The sequence below is a fragment of the Enterocloster clostridioformis genome, from assembly GCF_020297485.1.
GTDB lineage: Bacteria > Bacillota > Clostridia > Lachnospirales > Lachnospiraceae > Enterocloster > Enterocloster clostridioformis.
The window spans coordinates 5,136,665-5,156,186 of record NZ_JAIWZC010000001.1 but is presented as its reverse complement, the minus strand read 5'-3'; the positions used below and the strand labels follow the sequence as shown (position 1 = coordinate 5,156,186).

Sequence of the window (19,522 nt, the reverse complement as noted above, 5' to 3'; positions counted from 1 at the left end):
CGTTTTACGATTCCCCTTGCGTTGTTTTCCGCTGCTGAAGGATAAACGCGACACAGGGGCTTTGTGGGGCGAACGTGGGGAAAGGGTCAGAAAGCAAATCGAGTAGGAGGAAGGCGATTATTTCGCCTTCCGACCTCTCACACCACCGTACGTACCGTTCGGTATACGGCGGTTCAATCAACTTAACATGTAACAGCCTTTTCGGCGTAGTAGTCTTCCATGGATACAAGACCAAACTTAGCTAGTCTCTCTTTACTGATACAAATGTGGAGATTCCAGCTTCTGCACACTCTGGCATATCCTTTGGCATATGAAATGCCATGTGCCGCATTTGGCGGCAGACCAAGTTTGATAAGATTCTTTTCCCTGTTCTTTGGCGTTTTCCAGTGTTTCCATATGCACATGCGCAGTCGATACCGAATCTGTCCGTCCATTTTTGCGCACAGCCTTTTCATGCTTCCGATTTTGAAATAATTTATCCACCCTCGGATAAGCCGGTTGAGTTTCCCAATTTTATAACCATTGCCCACTCCCCAGCTCCTGCTTGTATATTTCTTCATCTGCGCCTTGAACTTTGCTGCCGCTTTCGGGTGTGGTCTGGCTTTGTACCCTTTGGCAAATGAGTCATAGTAAAATCCAAACCCCAGATACTTAATGCCCTTTGGTTTATCAACCCTGCTCTTTTCCGCGTTCACTTTCAGTCCAAGCTTTTCCTCTATAAACCGAGCCACGCTCTTCATTACCCGCTCTGCCGCCTGTCTGCTCCCGACCATTATAATAAGGTCATCTGCATACCGGACGAAATCCAGCCTCCTTGCTTCCAGTTCTTTGTCCAGCTCATTTAACATGATATTTGCTAACAGCGGCGAGATATTTCCACCCTGCGGTGTGCCGACTACCGTATCTTCATACTCATCATCAATCATTACGCCGCTGACCAGAATCTTTCTTACCACCGATATGACATCTCCGTCCTTTATTGTCCGTCCGAAAATCGTCATCAGCTTGTCATGGTCTACTGTGTCAAAGAATTTCGCTAGGTCGATATCCACTATCCAGTTGTGTCCGTCATTCATCATTTCCAATGCTTTAAGGACTGCCTGCTGTGCACACCGCTTGGGTCTGAATCCATAGCTGTGGTCGTGAAACTGCTCCTCAAATATCGGGGTAAGCACCTGTGCCACCGCCTGCTGTACAAAGCGGTCTACTGCTGTTGGCACTCCAAGATTTCTTGTACCACCATCGGGTTTGGGTATCTCCACCCTGCGGACTGGCTTCGGCTTATACTTCCTCGTCCGCAACTGTTCCTTAATGTTTTCGCCGTTTTCCGAAAGATATGCGCCAAGTTCTTCAACGGTCATCCCGTCCACGCCTGCCGCTCCTTTATTCCTTACGACTTGCAGATACGCCGCATTTAGATTATCCCTGCTTAATATCTGCTCCATGAGACTGCTTGTGTCCATGCGTTGTTTCCTTTCTGCCCCTTTTGCCTTTGCCGCCTTTGAAGTCATCGACAGGCGTATGCTCCGGCTACGAAGTGGAACGTACTTCAACTGATTGATTGTTCAGCCCTTCGCTCCGTCCCCATTACAGGAACTTCCTCACTACTATGGCTTCTGCTGACTTCTCACAATTCGTTGTTACTACGGCTAATGAGACCGCCTGTGAGACCTCCCCAGTTAAGGTGCGTGTTCTTTTCCTCCATGTACCTGCCGCATTTACTCGTACTTCCGGCAACCTTTTGGACTTCAGTGCCTTTTGCCACCTTATCCGTATTTCCGAGCCTTATATGCGGTTCCTGTCCGTCAGGTCAGAGGTTTGCTTACAGCTTCTTTCAGATTCCGTCTCACGGCGGACACCCTTGCTGTTCGGCTATGTGCTTCGTTGTTGCCTACGCGCACTTGGGACTTTCACCCATTAGAAAACGCCCATGCTGGGCAAACAAAATCCCCGCACCCGGAAGTGCGAGGAAATGTACATATTATAATAAGGTAGGAACTCGTACAAAAGACAGCAAAAAACAGGGGCCGGCCAGCACAACGCCAGAGACCCCTGTTTTCATTTATCTGTGTTTTCTTCTTCAACGACCTGCTCCGCACACTTTGTTGCGCTGGCATACTTGAAGTACCGCACCTTGCGGCCATACTTCCGTGCAAGGTCGATGATGCCGTAATAAGACTTATGGCCGATACAGTTGGTCTGAATCCAAACCACATCTGCTCTCCGTATGATTTCCGGGCTGGAAATATCCTCGCCCATGAAGCGGACATCTGGCACTTTGAACTTGATCTCACGCAGCCACGAATCATGGCCGCCGAAAGCAACCAGCCTTCTCGTTGTGTGGTACGGGAATGTGGTCTTTGTTTCTTCTTTCTTATCTTCTACCACATTCTGCTGGTTAAACACAATCTCCCGGAGGTCGGCGAGTTCCTGTGTCATCTCCCCTGCTGCGGACTCTGCCTTTTCCAGCTTCTCTTTCAGCTCCCGGTTCTCCCGGCTCAGACTGTAGTTGGCTTTCTTGGCCTGTTCTTTCAGCTGGGCGAGTTCCTTTTTCAGCCGCTCATTTTCTTCTGCGATAGAGTTTTCTTCCGGCTCTTCTTCCTGAACAAAGTCATCCCAGTCAAAGTCTTCCTCAATATCAGGAACATACTGCCGTTGTCTGGATGCTTCGCCCAGCACATTCATAAGTGCGCATACCATATTGGCTTCAGAGGGTTTCATGCCTCTCTTCTTCAATGGCCGAAACGCATCATCGAAACGGTGCATATTCCGGGGAAGGATCGCACCTGTATGTTCATAGATGATCTGTGCAATGCTCACTTCGTGGGGATCATCCTCATCGTCCTCATATCTCCGGCCTGTGTACTTTGTCTCATACCATTCCGGATTCAGTGGCATAGACGGTATCCAATCTCCGTCATCGAACCAGAAGCCATCATTCTCCTCATCGTACCGCTCAAACCCCCACGGCAGCATCGTAGCTGCCCGGCAGATAACTCCGGTCATGAAGGAGTAGACCCATGCGTAATCATCATCCTGATCAAATAAGTAAAGGATCGCAAAGCACAGTTCGTATGGGTCTTCAATCGGAAAATTGCACATCGCCTCTGCAAAATCCGCACCCATAAACTGCTCCAGATGGTACTTTCTCATGCTGCCGGCCTGCAGGCTCGAAAAACGAAAGTCGCCGATCTTTTTGCTAATCTCGTTATGCTCGTCCTCCGCCTTATTGATCTGATTCAGCAGCATCTCTGCTTCCCTCTTGGTGCTGTTTACTGGCGGATTTCCAAGAAGCGGCAATGGAGTAGTCAACGGAAGTGTCGGTTTCTTCGATGCAACCTTTCCCTTAAATCCATCGATCTGCTTCGTCAGGCGGTCGAGAGCTTTATCCCGTTTGCGCATCTCATACATCAACGGATTCAGGGCTTTGAAGTAAAGGTCCGCCCATTCCCAGAACTTTGTCTTTAGCTGTGCGGCCGCCATCTCTTTTGCAATGTCCGGGACCAGGTCAAGGACCGCATGGAAAATGGAATCATCCTTTTTTGAGAATATGTCCGGTGGCACGACATGCCGGTTTGTTTCACCATACCGGTTCTGTATCACATACAGCATTCTTTCGATAAAATCATAGGAGAACCGTGTGTCGTAGATATCGGGCATTTCCACATAGTCACAGTCGGCCGGCAGCAGGTCACAGAGTTCCTGCATCTCATGTTCTTCCCATATCTGGTCGAGCATCCATATTGCCGCGCCAAGACATAAGTAGGATTCGGCATCGATAATATCATAGGTGAGGATCGGAAGCGATGCGATATCCGCAAACTCGTTCATGATGTCGATTTCCGGGTAGGTATCAGAATACCGCGCTTTCATCTCTGGCATCAGATGCGCTACGGCTTTGATCCGACGATTGCAGAACTTCTCTGTCAGGTCGAGCTTCGTGATGATGTCCGTCCTGGTCTTGCGCTGCACCTTATTCGCCAGCTGCAGGTTCTCGTGGAAGATGTCCCGGATCGCGCTCAGTGTCGGGTCTGTGTTGACACGTTTCTTTTTATTTCCCAATGGGTTTCACCTGCCTTTTTATTCCATTATACATGTGCGAGAGAGGCATCGCAAGATGATGCGGAAATAAGGCAAAAAAAGAAGCCCGCCTACGAACCATGTAAGATTTTACATAGTGCGTAAGCAGGCTGTTTAGTGTGTTTTTATACTGCCTCTGCCGGAATTTGGTTCATTTTTTCTGTGAACTCTTCCACAGTCATGTGCAAATCCTGAGCCGCTTCCTCAATGGAAATCTTGCCCTTCTTATAATACTTCACTGTCGCTCTAAGTTCACCAATGTCAATGCCCTTGTCCTCTGCTCCCTTAAGCAATTCTCGTTCTGCCTGGCACACATCAACCACCTCCGCTCCTTCTGGAATGTCAAATTTAGAATTTGTGCTTACCTTAATCACCTTTGCTGCGCTAACATCGAGATGCTTCAAACGCTCCTCAGATTGCAGGTATTCATCTAACTTTTCGCCATCCTTAGAGAATTTGATAAATCTGAAGACCTCTCTCAGCGTAGATTGGAACTTTCCCATCTCCTCTGGGGTCATTCGCGCTGGTTCAAGCAGGTTGATTTTATAATCTGGCACATAGGAAAGAATTTTCTCATCGGTTGTAGCCATCATCTCTCTTAAAGACATCGGCCCATCCCACTCGCTATCACCGAAATGAATTACCAACGTGATCACCGGTGTTAATCTGTCTTCTTTATATATACCAGATAAAAACTCCTCTTTTGATTGTTTTCCCGGATGCTCTTTTTTGTGTTTCCTTGCAAGATCCGTTACCTGCCTTCCGTACTGAAGTACATCATACACAATGTTCTTCACCGGCATCGCATAGTTGATATCGGTCTGGTTCTCTACACCCAAAATCATATATGTTGCTTTATCGTTATACATGACCGTTGTAGATTTTAGTGCATCCCTGTATTTCTGTGCTGATTCGGTCTGCATTCCCTTTTTCTCATCGAAATAGTACGGTACTGCAAGTTCCGTTGAATCCATCTCAACAAGACTTTCTGGGTCAATAATAGCTTCGCCACCATACAGGAAGTAGTTAAATGCATCTGCAAATACGGTATTATCTCGTATATAGTCCTTTGTAACGCCATCTATCAAGCCCATCGGTCTCACCGCCTTTCTCGTAGGAGCATACACTGCTCCTATTCTATTTTCATGTTACCATAAAGCCGCCCGTTTATCAAGCGTTCTTCTGTGATCTTTCCGGCAATTTTTACCGCCTTTTCAGACACAGGTACGCATCTTCGATAAAACTCATAAGCTCCACACTGGCAGTCTCGGCCATGTGTTTTCCGTCCACAGTTTTCAGTCCCTCTACAACTCTACCTGCTACATCATCCCCGCGCTCCCTCATCTCCTGCGCAGCAAACGTCACCGCCTCGTCGATGAAAGCCGCGTACTTTGCACCATCAATAATGCTTTGCACTGGCACAGCTTCGCCGCTGTCAAGCCGGATCACCTTCGGCTCGTACACAGCAGCCACCTTTCTCACTGCTTCTCTCGGTTCCATGTTCTGTAGGTACAGCTTCATAGCTCCTGCCACCACGATTTCCGCCGCTGTCGTTCCATATTCTTCTGCCTGCATCTCTGCTATATTTTTCATTCTCGGTTCTCCCTTGCTATGTTTTCTGTTATGTTTTTTCTTCTGCTATGTGTATTTCTCGCCACCCACAACATATAACAGAACTCTGCACATAGCAATCCCCACAGGTAAAAAAGACCAGACAGATAAAAAGACCAGACAAAAAACAATACTACCCCCACAAACAAAAAAAGCCCTGCCAGATGCAGTCACAAAAGCCACATCCGACAGGGTACTCTTTCCTATTACATCATACTGCTTCTTCTCTCTCACGCTTTGCTGCAGTCGTCAGATACCGCCTATACTGAACGCTGAATCCATACACTTTGTAAGGGGCGTCAATAAAAACCACATTGCCGTTCAGGTCGCTCCGCTTATAGCCCATAAAGCTGGTGAGCGTCCTGCGGTTGCCTTTTGAGGTCAGTGTCACACCGAAGTTCGTCTTGTAAGTTGCCACATCCCCCTGCAAAACTCCGCTCTCGATAAAGGCGCAGTAAATGCCCTTTTCAAAGTGGAGCATATCCGGTGCTTCTGCGATTCGCTCCGGCGTCACCTTGAGCTTTCCTCTGGTGATGGCGTACTTCCGCCCTTCGATGGTGTTGCCATCGGCATCTCGCATCAGGCTTCCCTGCACATCCAACCCATTAACTTTCAGCGGCATTCCGCTGGCATTGGCATCCGGCAGTTCTTTCAGGCAGGCGATGAAGTATTCAAAGTTCTTTTTCATAATGGCTAGAACGCCCTGCTCCTGCTCGATAGTCTGCTGTTCCTGCCGGAGTGTCTGCAAGTGTTCCTGCAGGTCATTCACAAGTTCTGTATAAATCTGTGCTTCCGAGCCTTCCTCCGTTTCTGTCCCATAGAAGCTCACTCCAATACTGCCCGGTGTCAGTCCGCTTCGGATGTCCAAATCGATATCATCAATGGTCACCTCGCCGTTGGAAAGAGCTTCATTCAGTTCCGCACTCTGTTCCAGCGCGGCTTCCCGAAGTGCCGCCACCTGATGGCTGATAGCATCCTGCAAGCGTTCTTCCATCTCTTTAATTTGATTCTCCACCGTTGCCATCCTCTGCACCGAGATGCTGCTGTTGTTTGCCAGCCGGACGGCCTGCTCATAGGCATTATCGAACATGGTCACGATCATGGAAGCGTCACCGTGCTGTTCGTAATCCCGCTTCATGCTGTAGAGCAGTTCCATAAAGCTCTGCTCCAATGCACACTCGTGATAAAGTTCTGATGGGCAACGCTTGTCCGCGGCTTCCTTTTCCTCATCCGACATACAGCCTTTCTTGCTTCGGCTGTACATTTTCTGATCGGGAGTGCCATTTTTCGGCGGCTCACCGTCCCGTTCTCCGACTTTCCGCTTGCACCGCCAGACTGGGTAGGAATAAGTATACTTTTCCAGATACTCTCCGGTATCATCCCCGGTTGCTTTAAGGCTCCGCTCATCGGTATAACCGTTTGCCACACCCGTGTAGGTCACTCGGAAGAATCCCTCACTGCAGGGCTTTCCTGCATCCGGTCCATTCTCCAGAATCGCACCGCAGCGCAGATTCCCAAAAGGAGAACCCTTGATCGTCTTTATTTTCTTCCTGCCTGGACCTTTGGTCATGTCCGTCCTAGGCTTCTCGAACAGCATCGTCTGTACCTTATCCCACGTCACGCGGTCAATGATACCGACATGATGGTTCTTTACATAGTAACGGGGTGCTTCACCCTTGTTGATACTGGAACGGTGGGTCAGGAAGTCTTTGGTGATGGTCTTCTGCATCTCAAGGTCGCCCACATATTTCTCATTCCGCAGTACAATCATAATCGTGCTTGCACTCCACTTCTTTCCATTGACCGTAAACTTCTCCATCTGATTCAGTTCCCGTGCGATTTTATTCGCCGTTTGCCCTTTCACAAAGCGGTCGAAAATGTACCGGACGATCTCTGCCTGCTCCGGCACAATAACCCACTGCTGGTTAGGTCCCAGTTCATACCCCAACATCCGTTTCAAATTGATATGCGGGATGCCTGCCTGGAAATTCTTCTGAATACTCCAACGGATGTTGTCCGAAATGGAACGGCTCTCATCCTGTGCCAGGGCAGAAAGAATTGTCAGGATAAGCTCACCTTTGGCATCCAGCGTGTCGATGTTCTCCTTCTCGAAATAGATACCCACAGGCGGCTTCAGCTGTCGAAGCTCACGGGTACAGGTCAGGGAATCAATGGTGTTTCGGGCGAATCGGGAAATGGACTTCGTAACAATGTAGTCCAGCTTGCCATCCATCGCATCCTTCATCATGCGGTTGAATTCCTCACGATGCTCTCGGTTGGTACCAGACTTTGCCTCATCCGCATAAATGCCTGCAAAAATCCAACCAGGCTTCCGAGTAATGAGGTCTTTATAAAATGCCTTCTGGGTCGTGTAAGAAGTCTGCTGGCTTTCATCTCCCGTGGAAACACGGCAGTAGGCCGCCACACGGATGTTGGTCTGGCTTTTCAACTGCCCACCGTTCTGCACCGACCGCACACTGGCCGGAATCACATCCACTTTTTGTCTTGTCATAATCTTACCCCTTTCTGCCAGTCTTATGACTGGCTCTTATTTTTTCACATACCGTTTCCGCTGGCTGCCATCTCGCATGGTATGACCGTCGTAGTAGCTGGCGGTATTGCGGTAATCTTCAATATTGGAATCCATCTGTACCTCGGTCTTGGTGTCGTCGAACCAGTGGACCGTAAACTTCAACGGCGAATGGATGGTGATAGAAAGGATGAACGCCTTGCAGTGTTCTTCGGTCACTTCATTTAAGAAATCCACCGTACCATCCCGACCCGCCGGGAGATTCTTCATCCACTCAATTGCTTTCTCCCTGCGTTCATAGTCACTCTCCAGTTCTTCCCAGTAGTTTTCCATGTAGTCGAGCTGTTCAGTTAGCTTCTGCTCCGTGTCCGTGTCTTTCTGAACATCCTGCTCCAGCTTCCCAATGAGCTTTTTCTTTTCCTCAATAGACGCGGGATCAATCATCTCATCTCCGAGAATTTCCAAACGGGTCTGCATCACATCCACCTGACTCTTCAGAAGCCGAATCTTTTTATTGGCACTTTCCATGCTGGCGTGGACAGCGGCAATCTGTTTCTTATAAAAAGCACGGTCACGTTCCATGAAGTCCAGCTTCTGGATGCTTTCCAATCTCGCAATCATCTGGCTCACAAAGGAATCCGCTTCCGGCGTGAAATTGTCATACTGCTCTTTGAAGCGGCCGCTCATGATATCTGCCACAGCCACATTGTCGTGGATGGGCTTTATGGTCAGCCGGAATCTCTCCAGAATCGCCTTGCGGAATGCGCGGACAACCTGTTCCTCGTACACTTTTTCCGCATGGCAGATGCACTTTCCTGTGGTCTGGCTGCTCGTAGGACATCTCCAAATCGGATTGTTGTTCGCATTCGTCACATGGAAGAACCGACCGCATTCCCCACAGATGAGCCTTTGGGAAAACGCTCTCGGCTTCTTGGGAAATCTTGTCCTGTTATACAGTTCGCTGTTTATCTTTACGACCTCCTGCGCTTTCTGAAACAATTCCTCATCAATGATTGCCGGATGATGGTTCCGGACAAAATACTGTGGGACTTCCCCTTTGTTATCCCGAACTTCATGGGTCAGGTAATCCGGAGTAAACTTCTTTTGGATGAGGACTGCTCCCATGTACCGCTCGGCACGGACGATTCTTGTAATATGCCCTCCCGTCCATCCATCCTGTAAGTCACTGTTGAGCTGTCCTTTCTTGGAATTGCGCTTTCTGGCCCTCACCGCATCTGTTTCCGGAGCAGGAATCTTATCCAGATTCAGTCCTCTTGCGATTTCCGTATAGGCTTTGCCTTCCACGACTTCATTGAAAATGCGCCGGACGACCTTAGCTTCTTCCTCCACAATCTCGATGTCCTTATATTCATATCCACTCTCGGAGGTGACCTTCTTCCCGTTGTAGCGGTATCCATACATGATCTTGTTTGGAACTTCCCCTTTCGGGAATCGCATCTTCTGACCCAGCCGGATATTACCGGAAATGCTGCGGCTTTCTTCCTGCGCAATAGCGGCCAGTGTCGTAAGAATGAAGTCGCTGGTCGGGTCTGCCGTATCCAGATTTTCTTTCTCAAACAGAATCGTCACTCCGCAGTCATGCAGGGTATCCAGTGCACTCATGAAGTCGGCCGTGTTTCGAGCAAATCGAGAAATGGACTTACAAACAATGCGGTCGATTTTCCCGTCTTTACAATGACGCATCAGTCTGCGGAATCCGGTTCTCTTTTCCTTGGAAGTACCAGAGATGCCATAATCGGAATACACACCAACCGCATTCCATTCTGGATTGCTTTCAATCAGCTGGTTAAAATATTTTTCCTGCGTTTCGTAGGAGTTTTCCTGATCACTCATGTCCGTAGAGACGCGGATGTAAGCCGCCACATTCAGGGTTCCCACTTTCTTTTTCGTAGCGCGGAATGCCGCCGTCGAAATAAATTTGTTCTCCTGTGGTTCTTCCGGTATGAAGAGTCTTGAAAACTCGCTCTCCCTGCTGGCCTGCAGTCGCTCTGCAATGTCTGGCTCTTCCATGACCTTTTTAGCATCCAGAGCTTTCTGGATAAGTGCTGTAATACCAGCATCCACGATGTCTTTTGATTTTGAGGTCGATTGTTTTTTATCTGATACGCTTTTCGGCTTTTGTTGAGTAGACTTGCCTTGATGCGTGTCAGTTGGTGGTAAAAAAGAAGCTGTGACGACATCCGCACTTTGACGAACATCTGCCACAGCTTCTGTAGGTTTCTTCTGCCTGAGAGCGGCTTCCAGTAAAGCCGATACATCCACAGCGGATGCATTCACTCTCTTTTGCTGTTTCTGCTGCACTGTATTCTTCACAGTCGCTTTCTGCAAATTTGCAAGGAAATCCGTACCAGCACTCATAGTTTTCGCTCCTTTCCTGCCCTTTTTCTTCTCTTTGGGCAGTCACATATTCCCTCTGTTTCGTGATATTATCAAGTAATTTCGGCGCAGAAAGACGGAGAATAATCTGGTGGATTATTGTCTTATCTGCACCATATGTACGCCCCGCCCAAGGAGGACGGGGACTGCTTTAGATACGGGTGCAATAATCAAGTGCGACCCAGCCTGCGCCGGATTTCAGCTTGCCCCAACCTTTCGTGGAACCAGCACCAGCGGATTCTGCCACGATGGTGAACACGCCCTTGCCGGTGTAATAACCGGTCTTCGCATAGTTCGTACCCGGACCTTTGCGGATATTAAGGTCGTTGATGGACACACGGACTGCATACGGCACAGAAGACTTCTGCTCCGGATAGACTGCCTTGCCATCAGGGTCGAACACAAAGTAGCCCGGATTCTGATCCGCACACTGCTTTGCATAGGCAAGGTCGCGGAATGCACCTTTCTGGGAAGCCGCACTCTGCCAGCTCTTACGCACACGGTACCAGCCGGAAATCGTAGTGCTGGAAGCGGCGGCATTGTACTGTGTCAGATTCCAACGCTCGATGATATTGCAGAGGTTCTGCACATAGGTGTGACTGGTCGCATACCCGCCATCCTTGATGATCTGAGCAGCCTTCTTGTAATCGGTGCAGCCAGCCAGACCTTCGTAGCGTTTCTTGTTGCCGTTCATCGCACCAAGCAGATACGCCGCATGGTCGGCAATGGAGTCCTCCACACAAGCGTACTTGCGGAAGTCAGCGGTAATCGTAACCATCGAGCCATCCGCATTCTGCTCCTGCGTTTTCTTGGTGTAGACGGACTTGCCGTCCCAACTGCTGCCGCTCCAGCTGTTCCCGGACAGCGAGGTCTTCATGCCAAAGCAGTTGTTGGCATTCTGCGCCAATTCGCTCTTACCGTATCCGGACTCCAGAATGAACTGCGCCATCGACACACAGGCAAGGATGCCACTGGTTTTCTGGTTCGCAGTAAACAGCGGACCAATCTTTGCAACTGCTTCTGCTTCGGTGAGATTCTTCAGCGAAGTCGCCTGCATACCGGATGAGGATGAACCGCCCAGTGCGGCAGTTACTTTTGCGGCCAGATCACCCAGACGGGCATACAGCCAGTCTCCTGGACACGACTTAACGGCAAACCAGCGGTGAACGGTCAGTACCATCTCATCCGCTGCCGGGGTGTAATTGAGCGTTTTGTTCTTATCCCCAAGCCAGAGGAGCTTCTTCTTACCATTACGCTGACAGATGTCGGTACAGAGTTTGATAAGCGAGTTATATACCGCACTGTTCATGGCATACGGCTCATTCATGTCGCTGGCACATTCGATGGTGACAGCCCTCTGGTCATTGGCATTGCTGGACGAACACCAGCTGCGGTTCTTTTCCTCGACACAAAGCGACACACGACCGTCCGTACCAATGCCGTAGTTGCAGCTTGCCTGACGGCTTGTGCTGGTGAAGCATCCGCAGATGCTCTCCGCAGAAAGCTGGCCGACCACACAATGCGGTGTGATACGGTCGATGCTGTGTGTCCTCTGCCCGGAATGGTTCGGGGAGAGCTTGGTGTAAACAACGAGTGGACTATTGGTATATCCCATAATGATTTCCTCCTTCTAAAAAAATCGAGACCCAGATCACTCTGAACCTCGTGCTGTGGTTATTCTGTTGTTACGGGATCAGCAGTTTCATGCCGACCCGGATGGCGTTGGAAGTCAGGCCATTCATCACACGGATATCTGCGCAGCGGCTGCCGCTCCCCAGTTCCTTATCCGCGATCTTCCAGAGATTATCACCGGGAACAACGGTATAGATCCTGCCTGCTGTGAACGCATAGGTGTCCGCACTGTTCAGGACATAAGCCACACCGGCCTCTGCTTCGGCACACTTGATCTTCAGCCAGCCATCACAGAACTGCACCACTTCCACAAGGGCGTTCTTCTTATAGACCGCTACGACCTCCGCCTCCAGACTCGGCTTCTTGCGGATGTTCATGAGGGTCTTGAGCTTGCCATAGGCAATGGTCGCCGGAAGCTCCTCCGCAGTCGGGAACTCGTTCTCATCCACTTCAGCTTCTTTCTCCGCCGGGGTATCTTCCACAGGGGCTGTGGTTTCCGGCTTTTCTTCCGGGATATCATCCACGACTGCTTTCTCTTCACTCTCATCTGCGCCAGTATCCGGTACAGCCTCTTCCGGATAGATCACGTTACCGTCATTGTCGAACACACGGCTGCCGGGGTTCTCATCACACTTGGCTTTTGCATTCGCAAGCAGACGGTATGCGCCAAACTGGGATGCCTCATCTTCCCAGACTTCTCGCACACGGTAATAACCGGTCGTCAGTTTTGCGGGATACTCTTTCTTACTCATGGTTCATTCCTCCTAAAATTTGAGGGAGAGGCTGTTACACCTCTCCCCATTGATCAATCGTCCTTATTCTCTTTTTCTGCCTTCAGCTGTGCCAGCATCTCCTTGAGCTTCTCCGGCACCGGAAGACTGATAACGGCTGCGTTTTCGAGGCAGCTCAGGCCTTCATTCGCCAAATAGAAAAACACCACCGCTGTACGGATGGCGGCTCCATTCTGGAGGATCTGTGTGTCAATGATGTTGGCGATCCCAACCAGCACAAAGATGCACACCTTCTTGGCGATGCCCTTAAAACCAACTTCAGAAGAAAGTTCATGCTTGATGGCTGCTGCCAGCACCCCGGTGAAGTAGTCACAGACCACGAACACCACCAGTGCATACAGGAAGCCGTCAAACCCGCCAAAGAACCAGCCCAGGAAACCACCCAGACCTGCGAACATCCATTCAATCTTGTCGATCACATTCTGCATAATCTTGTCCTTTCCTGCCCAATCCGGGCATAAAAATAGACGGTCGATGCCGCCTTGTGTATACTCCTTCTATAATGAACACCGTTTCACAGGCATTTGGGAGGTATGTCTGTCAGGGACGGTGGAAATTTATTTGCTGTCTTCCGTCAGCCACGCACGGATCTGGCAGTAATAGCCGTCTGCCCATGCCTGATAACCTCTTCCGGACGGATGGATGCTGTTGGTCAGCGTCCGGCTGGTTTCCGTGAACCGGTTCGTCACCGGCTTGTCCGAATACGGAAATGCCAGACGGCGGTCAGTGCGAAGTCCGTGGGCAAAACAGGTCACGTTCTTGTGGTACTTGCCAGCATCAAATGCCTTGATCAGTGCAAGATTCAGCGTGTTGATACTCATATGGAAGATACCCATGCTGGAACCGCACTGAAAAGAATAATCCGAGCCGGGACCACAAAGACCGATACCGATCTTGCAGTTCGGGAAGCCCGTCTCCTTATCCAACAGCGCATCAATGAACTGTTTTGCCTGATCCACGAACTTCTGCACCTCTGCTTCCGTGCGGTACAGAGTAGTGCCCTGCGACACATCATTGGTGCCAAGTGCGATCAGGAAGTAGTCGATACCCTCGTAGCCGTTGGTCTCGCAGTATTTCTGGAAATCCAGACGGCCTTTGATCTTGTCCCAGAACGCATTCGTTTTGCCGGCGTAATCCGTGTCTGCCAGATACCGGGCAAAGGTCCAGCTACCGCGTCCTTCGTGCTTGCCGCCAGATGGTCCTCTCGTTCCCAGCTGGTGGATCACGCAGTCATTATCCTCTGCCAGCAGACGATACACTTCCGTTGCCACAGAACCATTGTCCACGAGAGAGTCTCCACAGATGCAGATATTCTTCGTGAGCTTGTCCTTCAGCTTATGGTGGACCCTGACCTGGACAGGTTTGGACGATACCGTATGGCAGTCATCTTCATCCAGACGGCGGACGGTCAGTGCAAAATCCGTACTGTCCTTCGTCGGCGTGTAGTTCATGCAATACTCGTTCCGGGTCAGGCTCGGTGCATTCGTGCCTCTGGCGAGCACATACAGATTTTCCTTGCCATCGTGTCGGGAAAGACAGTCAAAGAAGATGGAAAGCTGGCGGCCCTCCATGCAGTCCCAGTGGGACGGGGTCACGATGTCATCCTCTACAGCCGGAGTAATGGCTTTCTGCACATAATCCGTGATACGCTTCGGGATGAAAGATGCCGCGTTATCTGCGAAGAGATCACCCGCTTTGTATTCCTTACCGCCCACAATGAACTTCACATCCGGGTGGATGTGCGGATTATACAGCTTGTTCAGATACCAGCTTGCAATATAGAACCCATCCGTGCCCAGCTTTCGGAACAGGCTGGTGTCGTACAGATTGATGGTTTTCGTACCAGAGTCATAAGCGAGAATGCGCATCGGCATGCCGAAAGACGGACTCGGCGTATTGAATGCCATCTCTACCGGATCGCCTGCAGTGATCCATTCAAAGTTGAACGTATCCGGAACACCCAGACACTTGGTACTGACCTGGATCGTACCAGCATCCTGGTCAATGGTAATACCGCCGCTTGCCAGATACATATGGCGGGAATCCTTACCGGCAAGATCCGTGCGGAGCTGCTGGAAGCGGCTCTCATACTTCTTCTCGATATAAGAATCACGCCGCTCTTCATCGAACAGCTCACCAGCCTTATAAGTCGTCCCATCCAGCACAATGCTGAAAGAGGAACCCATGTGCGGATACCAGAAATGGTTTTCATACCATGCGGCGATATAGTAGCCATTTACTCCCAATGCCCGGAACTGTGCAGTGTTGTAAAGATTGATCTGATCTATGGACGAGTCATAGGCAAGGATCAGCATGTGATGCTTTTCCGCTTCCGTACTATCCAACATCGGCACCGGCTCCTCGCTGACACTGATCCAGAGGTAAGCACCGTTATCAACCACCGCCAGGATACGCTTCGTGACCTGAATGGTGCGGTTGACCCTATCGATCGCAAACTGGCCTGTAGCAAGGAACATCTTTGCTGAACGGTACTTATGCCATGTCATCGCAGTATTCGCAATCTTGGCTGGATTGCCATAATCGATCCCATTGATGACTGTACCGCTGCTTGAAGGAGCTGCATACACCACATTCCAGTCAAAAAAGACCGCAAACACAAAGCGGCCCTTTGTGAATAGATCGCCCCAGCTATCGCCGCTTGTATTTTCCACCTTAATGACAGGGACTTCTGTCTTTTCTCCCGTCTCGTCTGCGGATGCCTCCGCGCCATCATAATAGATCGCCCACCATTTTCCCACCACTGCAAAGTCAGCCGAAATACTGTTTTCCGCCACCAGTTTCGTCTGCTCATACTGTGCACCGTTTGTACGGCGGCAGACATATACACTCTTTCCCGCCGGGAATGTGACCGTCACCTTGCTGCCCGTGAACCTGATATCCACGCTGCCGTTCATCCACTGCCAGCCTGTTGCGTAATTTGACAGCAATCTCAGCGGGAGCATGTTGTCATAAAGGTAAACAGAGAGCTTCGAGAACAGCTTTTCATTGGTGGTGACAGAGATAAATCGGGTATTCGGAAGCAATGTGATCACATAGTTGTCATAGACCTTGCCGCTCTCTGCCCGGAAACAGCCGCCGAGGAATTTGCGGTCCATGTCATAGCAGACCACGTTGCTGTAGTCATCCCGGCCGCTCATATAGCCGAACTGACCGTCCACCAGAATCGCATCACCGCTGACCGGGACCATGTGCGCCACGCGCCAGCTTTCCGAAGCTACAAGGTTGCCGTTCTGGTTTGCGTAACCATTTTTGATCACCCAGTTCTTCATGATATTCTGCATGGAACGCACCCTGCCGATGGCACGGATATTGTCACCGGCTGTGGGATAAGTCTTTCCCTCATCATCCACACGGGCATCTACCAGCTCCTGTGCATAGTTGGCATTTTTGTCTGTAGATGCCTTGACATTGGCATTGATCTGGGCTTTCAGCGTTTCTGCAGTCTTATCCATCTCGGACTTACTGGCCGCAACCGCACTGTTTGCGGCATCGACCTTCTGGGTGATATCCGCCACATCCTGCGCGGTCATCTTGCGCAGGGCTGCCACATCTGATGCAGTATCTGTACGAAGCTGCTCTACATCTGCCGCAGTATCCTTACGGAACTGCTCCACTTCTTCTGCCGTATTCTGACGGTACAGAGCCATCTGCTCAGAGAACCGGGAACACATCGCCCAGTATTCCTCCTGGGACAAAAGCGTTCCGGCCGGCACAGGTTTCCGGCTCATATAGCTGTCGCCTGTGGATTCCTCATACACAATCGTAAGAGGCTCGTACTCTTTTACTTTGTCCCAGACACCATCATGGCGAGGGACGATTCGGTTTCCGATATATTCCGACATAATTTCCCCTTTCCCGGCTGTATCAGCCGTTTGCAAATTCTACGATCAGCCGCCCGTCACCATCCATTGAAAAGATGAGCTTCAGACCGTCTTCGGTGGTGAAAGCAAGATAGCCGTCATCCGTAACCGTACAGTTCAAAAGATTCTCGATGAATTTCTGGATGGTGCTGGATTCCGACTTGTCACTAAATCCCAATCCATCCTCCGACACAACGGCAAAATAGCCATCGTCCGTGATATACACTTCCAGCAGTCCCTTGCGGATGGCTTCCACAACACCGGCGTAGGTATAAGTGGCGATCTTGCCGTTGTTGATGGCTGCCCGCTCCACCTTCAATGTGAGGGAAAACGAACCAAGGACATCCCCCGCTGTGCTGAGCATAACAACATCCAGCGGAAACCACCCGGCCTGTGCGGTCATGAAGGTCGTGATCGTAAAGACGACCGCCCCATTTTCAACAAACACAAGGTCGGACGCCGTCTCGCTGGTGTAATGAAAGATCGTGCCGTCCGGTCTGGTGCCGGAGCAGGCAACAATGCAGTCCTGCGGCACGGAATACTGCACCGAGTTGTTATACAAGACACATCTGACCTTCCGTGCCCTGTTGTCATACTGCTTGACCGGAACTGTCACTGGAATGAGATTTTCCGTCAGCGACAGTTCCACTTCCTGATAAATGCTTGTGATCATTACGCGCTCCCTCCTTCCGGATCGGTCTTCTTGTCATCTGTTTCTTCTTTGCCCCCATTATCTTTTTCTTCGGTGTCCGGGTTTTCCGGCTCTGTCGGCGTAGTCGGTTCCGTTGGCTGCTCCGGCTCATAGCCGATGGTTTGCCACTGTTCTCCATCCCAGAGCTTGAACCGCCGGTTTTTCTTATCGACCCAGAGCGTATCTGCTGCCGGGGTCTCCGGTGCGTTTTCCGATACCGGGATACTCGGCTGGTACTTTTTATCCAGTTCTTTTTCGACATCTTCCGACAGCTTCTTCGCCACGCTGTATCTCTCATCCAACTCCTTCTGCAGATCTTCTGGGATTTCCGTAAAGGTGCCATACCGCTTATCCAGTTCCTCATACAACTCTTTGGAAAGCTTTTTGGCAGTTTCGTACCGCTGGTCGAGTGTTTTCTGAAGTTCGGCAGAGATAGCAGCCGCTGTTTTGTACCTCTCATCCAGTTCTTTCAGCAACTCCTCGGAAAGCTCCGTGGCTTTCTTATAGCGGTCATCCAGTTCTTTGAGGGTCTGTTCCAGTAGGATCGCTGTCCTGACTGCGGTGTCATCCGCCTCCCAGCCATATCCCCACGTCTTACCGCCATCCGTGGATACAAACAACCCGGCAGCGCTGTTCTTCCATGCGACCGTTGACTGTTTCAAAGTCGCCGCATTGAATGCATACCGGGTCGTATTTCCCTTACTGTCAGTTTCATTTTTATAATGCAGTCCAAACAGCGCAGCAAAAAGCGCACCGTCATAAATAATGGATGCTGTAATCCCACCGACCTGCTCTCCCACTGCTGTCTCCGCACGGACTGCCGTATCATAGGCAATCGTTGCTGTATTCCGGATGCTATTGAGCGAACCGGTCAGAGAAGAATTCCGGCTGCTGACTGTGGAGTTCGACAGCGTAATGCTGTTATAGCGTTCCAGCAGCGCATCATACTCGGTTTCCGTGACTTTGGAACTGACTTCGATTCCCAGCTTTGAGATAAACACATGGACCGTATCGCAAAGGGAGACTCGCTCTGCTTCCACGATGTCTTCATATCCCGGCGTATTCCAAAGCTGCAAAAAGTCGATCTTGATGTCGATTTCCGGCTCCGTTAAGTCCGTGGTGTCGATATAGTTCTGTGCGTATTCCCGGAGTGCCGCTTCGCTCGGCTTTTCCTGAAAATTACTGGTACAGTCCAGCGCGGTAATCTTCTGGTAAGGAACTGACCGTTTGCTTTGCAACACCACCTTCTCCGGCAGTTCCATGACCGCCTGCGTTTCGTTGTCTACCCAGTACGGATGCACACCTGTGATCGTGTTCTCGATGGATTTTTCCATCTTGAAATCCGTCAGGTTCTTACCGTAGATGATGTGGACGTTATGGTCAGCACCTCTTGTCTTATAGAACTTGACCGTATACCGGTTCCACTCGAATTCACCGCCAAAAACGTCCAGAACTGACCCGGCCATACCTCCAAGGCAGTTTCGGAAGGAGGATGGAACTCCCAGCGTAAAGGTTGCACTGGATTCCACATCCGTCCAGACATCGAAAGGGCAGTCAGAAGCAGCGTGGCTTTTCAGCCCCTGCATTGCTCCCACACACCCAGTCACTGAGAACGGGGAAACTGTGATGAAGTTCAGCTGGTAGGAAATGTGCCGAGCCTGCACTTCCAGCTTTCCATCTATCGGGGTCGTGATCTTATAAATGCGGAATGGCTGGCTCTGCATCGTGTCCGATGGCTTGGCAAGGATGATGTTCCCCTCTTCCAGCATCTCTGCATGGATGCCATCTGCCGGGCAGATGAGTTTCAGTTCATAGCTTCCGTTTCTCTTTTCGGTCACCGTACAGGACTGTGCATCTGCCAGCTTTCCGATGCCGTTATGGCCGAATTTCATTTCTCTAGAATCATATA

Annotated in this window: 12 protein-coding genes; all 12 read right to left on the bottom strand. The window is 50.3% G+C overall.

All coding sequences use genetic code 11. The features are described from left to right. Positions 1-182: 182 nt before the first annotated feature. The 12 genes from ltrA to LA360_RS25765 all read right to left on the bottom strand — a co-directional run bounded on the left by ltrA (position 183) and on the right by LA360_RS25765 (position 19,505). Positions 183-1,463: a group II intron reverse transcriptase/maturase gene (gene ltrA / locus LA360_RS25820; RefSeq protein WP_002578445.1), complete on the bottom strand. Its 1,281-nt coding sequence runs from the start codon at positions 1,461-1,463 to the stop codon at positions 183-185. 595 nt (positions 1,464-2,058) lie between these two features. Then, a complete protein-coding gene (locus tag LA360_RS25815; protein WP_112483335.1) occupies positions 2,059-4,062 on the bottom strand; it encodes a hypothetical protein in 2,004 nt (667 codons plus the stop codon). Positions 4,063-4,205: 143 nt separating this feature from the next. Beyond that, the gene (locus tag LA360_RS25810) at positions 4,206-5,174 is read right to left on the bottom strand and encodes an Rpn family recombination-promoting nuclease/putative transposase (RefSeq protein WP_112483337.1); all 969 of its coding nucleotides are present in this window, start codon (positions 5,172-5,174) and stop codon (positions 4,206-4,208) included. Between the two features lie 109 nt (positions 5,175-5,283). Continuing rightward, positions 5,284-5,673, bottom strand: coding sequence for a hypothetical protein (locus LA360_RS25805; protein ID WP_112483339.1), 390 nt, complete (start codon positions 5,671-5,673; stop codon positions 5,284-5,286). Positions 5,674-5,902: 229 nt separating this feature from the next. Next, positions 5,903-8,203: a recombinase family protein gene (locus LA360_RS25800; protein ID WP_112483341.1), complete on the bottom strand. Its 2,301-nt coding sequence runs from the start codon at positions 8,201-8,203 to the stop codon at positions 5,903-5,905. 36 nt (positions 8,204-8,239) lie between these two features. Next, positions 8,240-10,252 (bottom strand): recombinase family protein, encoded by a 2,013-nt coding sequence (locus LA360_RS25795; protein ID WP_160116382.1) that lies wholly within the window; start codon positions 10,250-10,252, stop codon positions 8,240-8,242. A 517-nt stretch (positions 10,253-10,769) separates the two neighbouring features. Further along, positions 10,770-12,233 (bottom strand): glucosaminidase domain-containing protein, encoded by a 1,464-nt coding sequence (locus LA360_RS25790; RefSeq protein WP_112483345.1) that lies wholly within the window; start codon positions 12,231-12,233, stop codon positions 10,770-10,772. A 70-nt stretch (positions 12,234-12,303) separates the two neighbouring features. Then, a complete protein-coding gene (locus LA360_RS25785) occupies positions 12,304-13,002 on the bottom strand; it encodes a LysM peptidoglycan-binding domain-containing protein (RefSeq protein ID WP_112483347.1) in 699 nt (232 codons plus the stop codon). A 53-nt stretch (positions 13,003-13,055) separates the two neighbouring features. Then, positions 13,056-13,469: a phage holin family protein gene (locus tag LA360_RS25780; protein ID WP_112483349.1), complete on the bottom strand. Its 414-nt coding sequence runs from the start codon at positions 13,467-13,469 to the stop codon at positions 13,056-13,058. Positions 13,470-13,598: 129 nt separating this feature from the next. Next, a complete protein-coding gene (locus LA360_RS25775; protein ID WP_112483352.1) occupies positions 13,599-16,904 on the bottom strand; it encodes an SGNH/GDSL hydrolase family protein in 3,306 nt (1,101 codons plus the stop codon). A gap of 22 nt (positions 16,905-16,926) precedes the next feature. Beyond that, positions 16,927-17,595: a hypothetical protein gene (locus tag LA360_RS25770; RefSeq protein WP_112483354.1), complete on the bottom strand. Its 669-nt coding sequence runs from the start codon at positions 17,593-17,595 to the stop codon at positions 16,927-16,929. Then, positions 17,595-19,505 carry a phage tail spike protein gene (locus LA360_RS25765; RefSeq protein WP_146774993.1) on the bottom strand — a complete coding sequence of 637 codons (1,911 nt, stop codon included), beginning with the start codon at positions 19,503-19,505 and terminating at the stop codon, positions 17,595-17,597. The genes LA360_RS25770 and LA360_RS25765 overlap by 1 nt, the downstream gene beginning before the upstream one ends. Positions 19,506-19,522 lie beyond the last annotated feature (17 nt).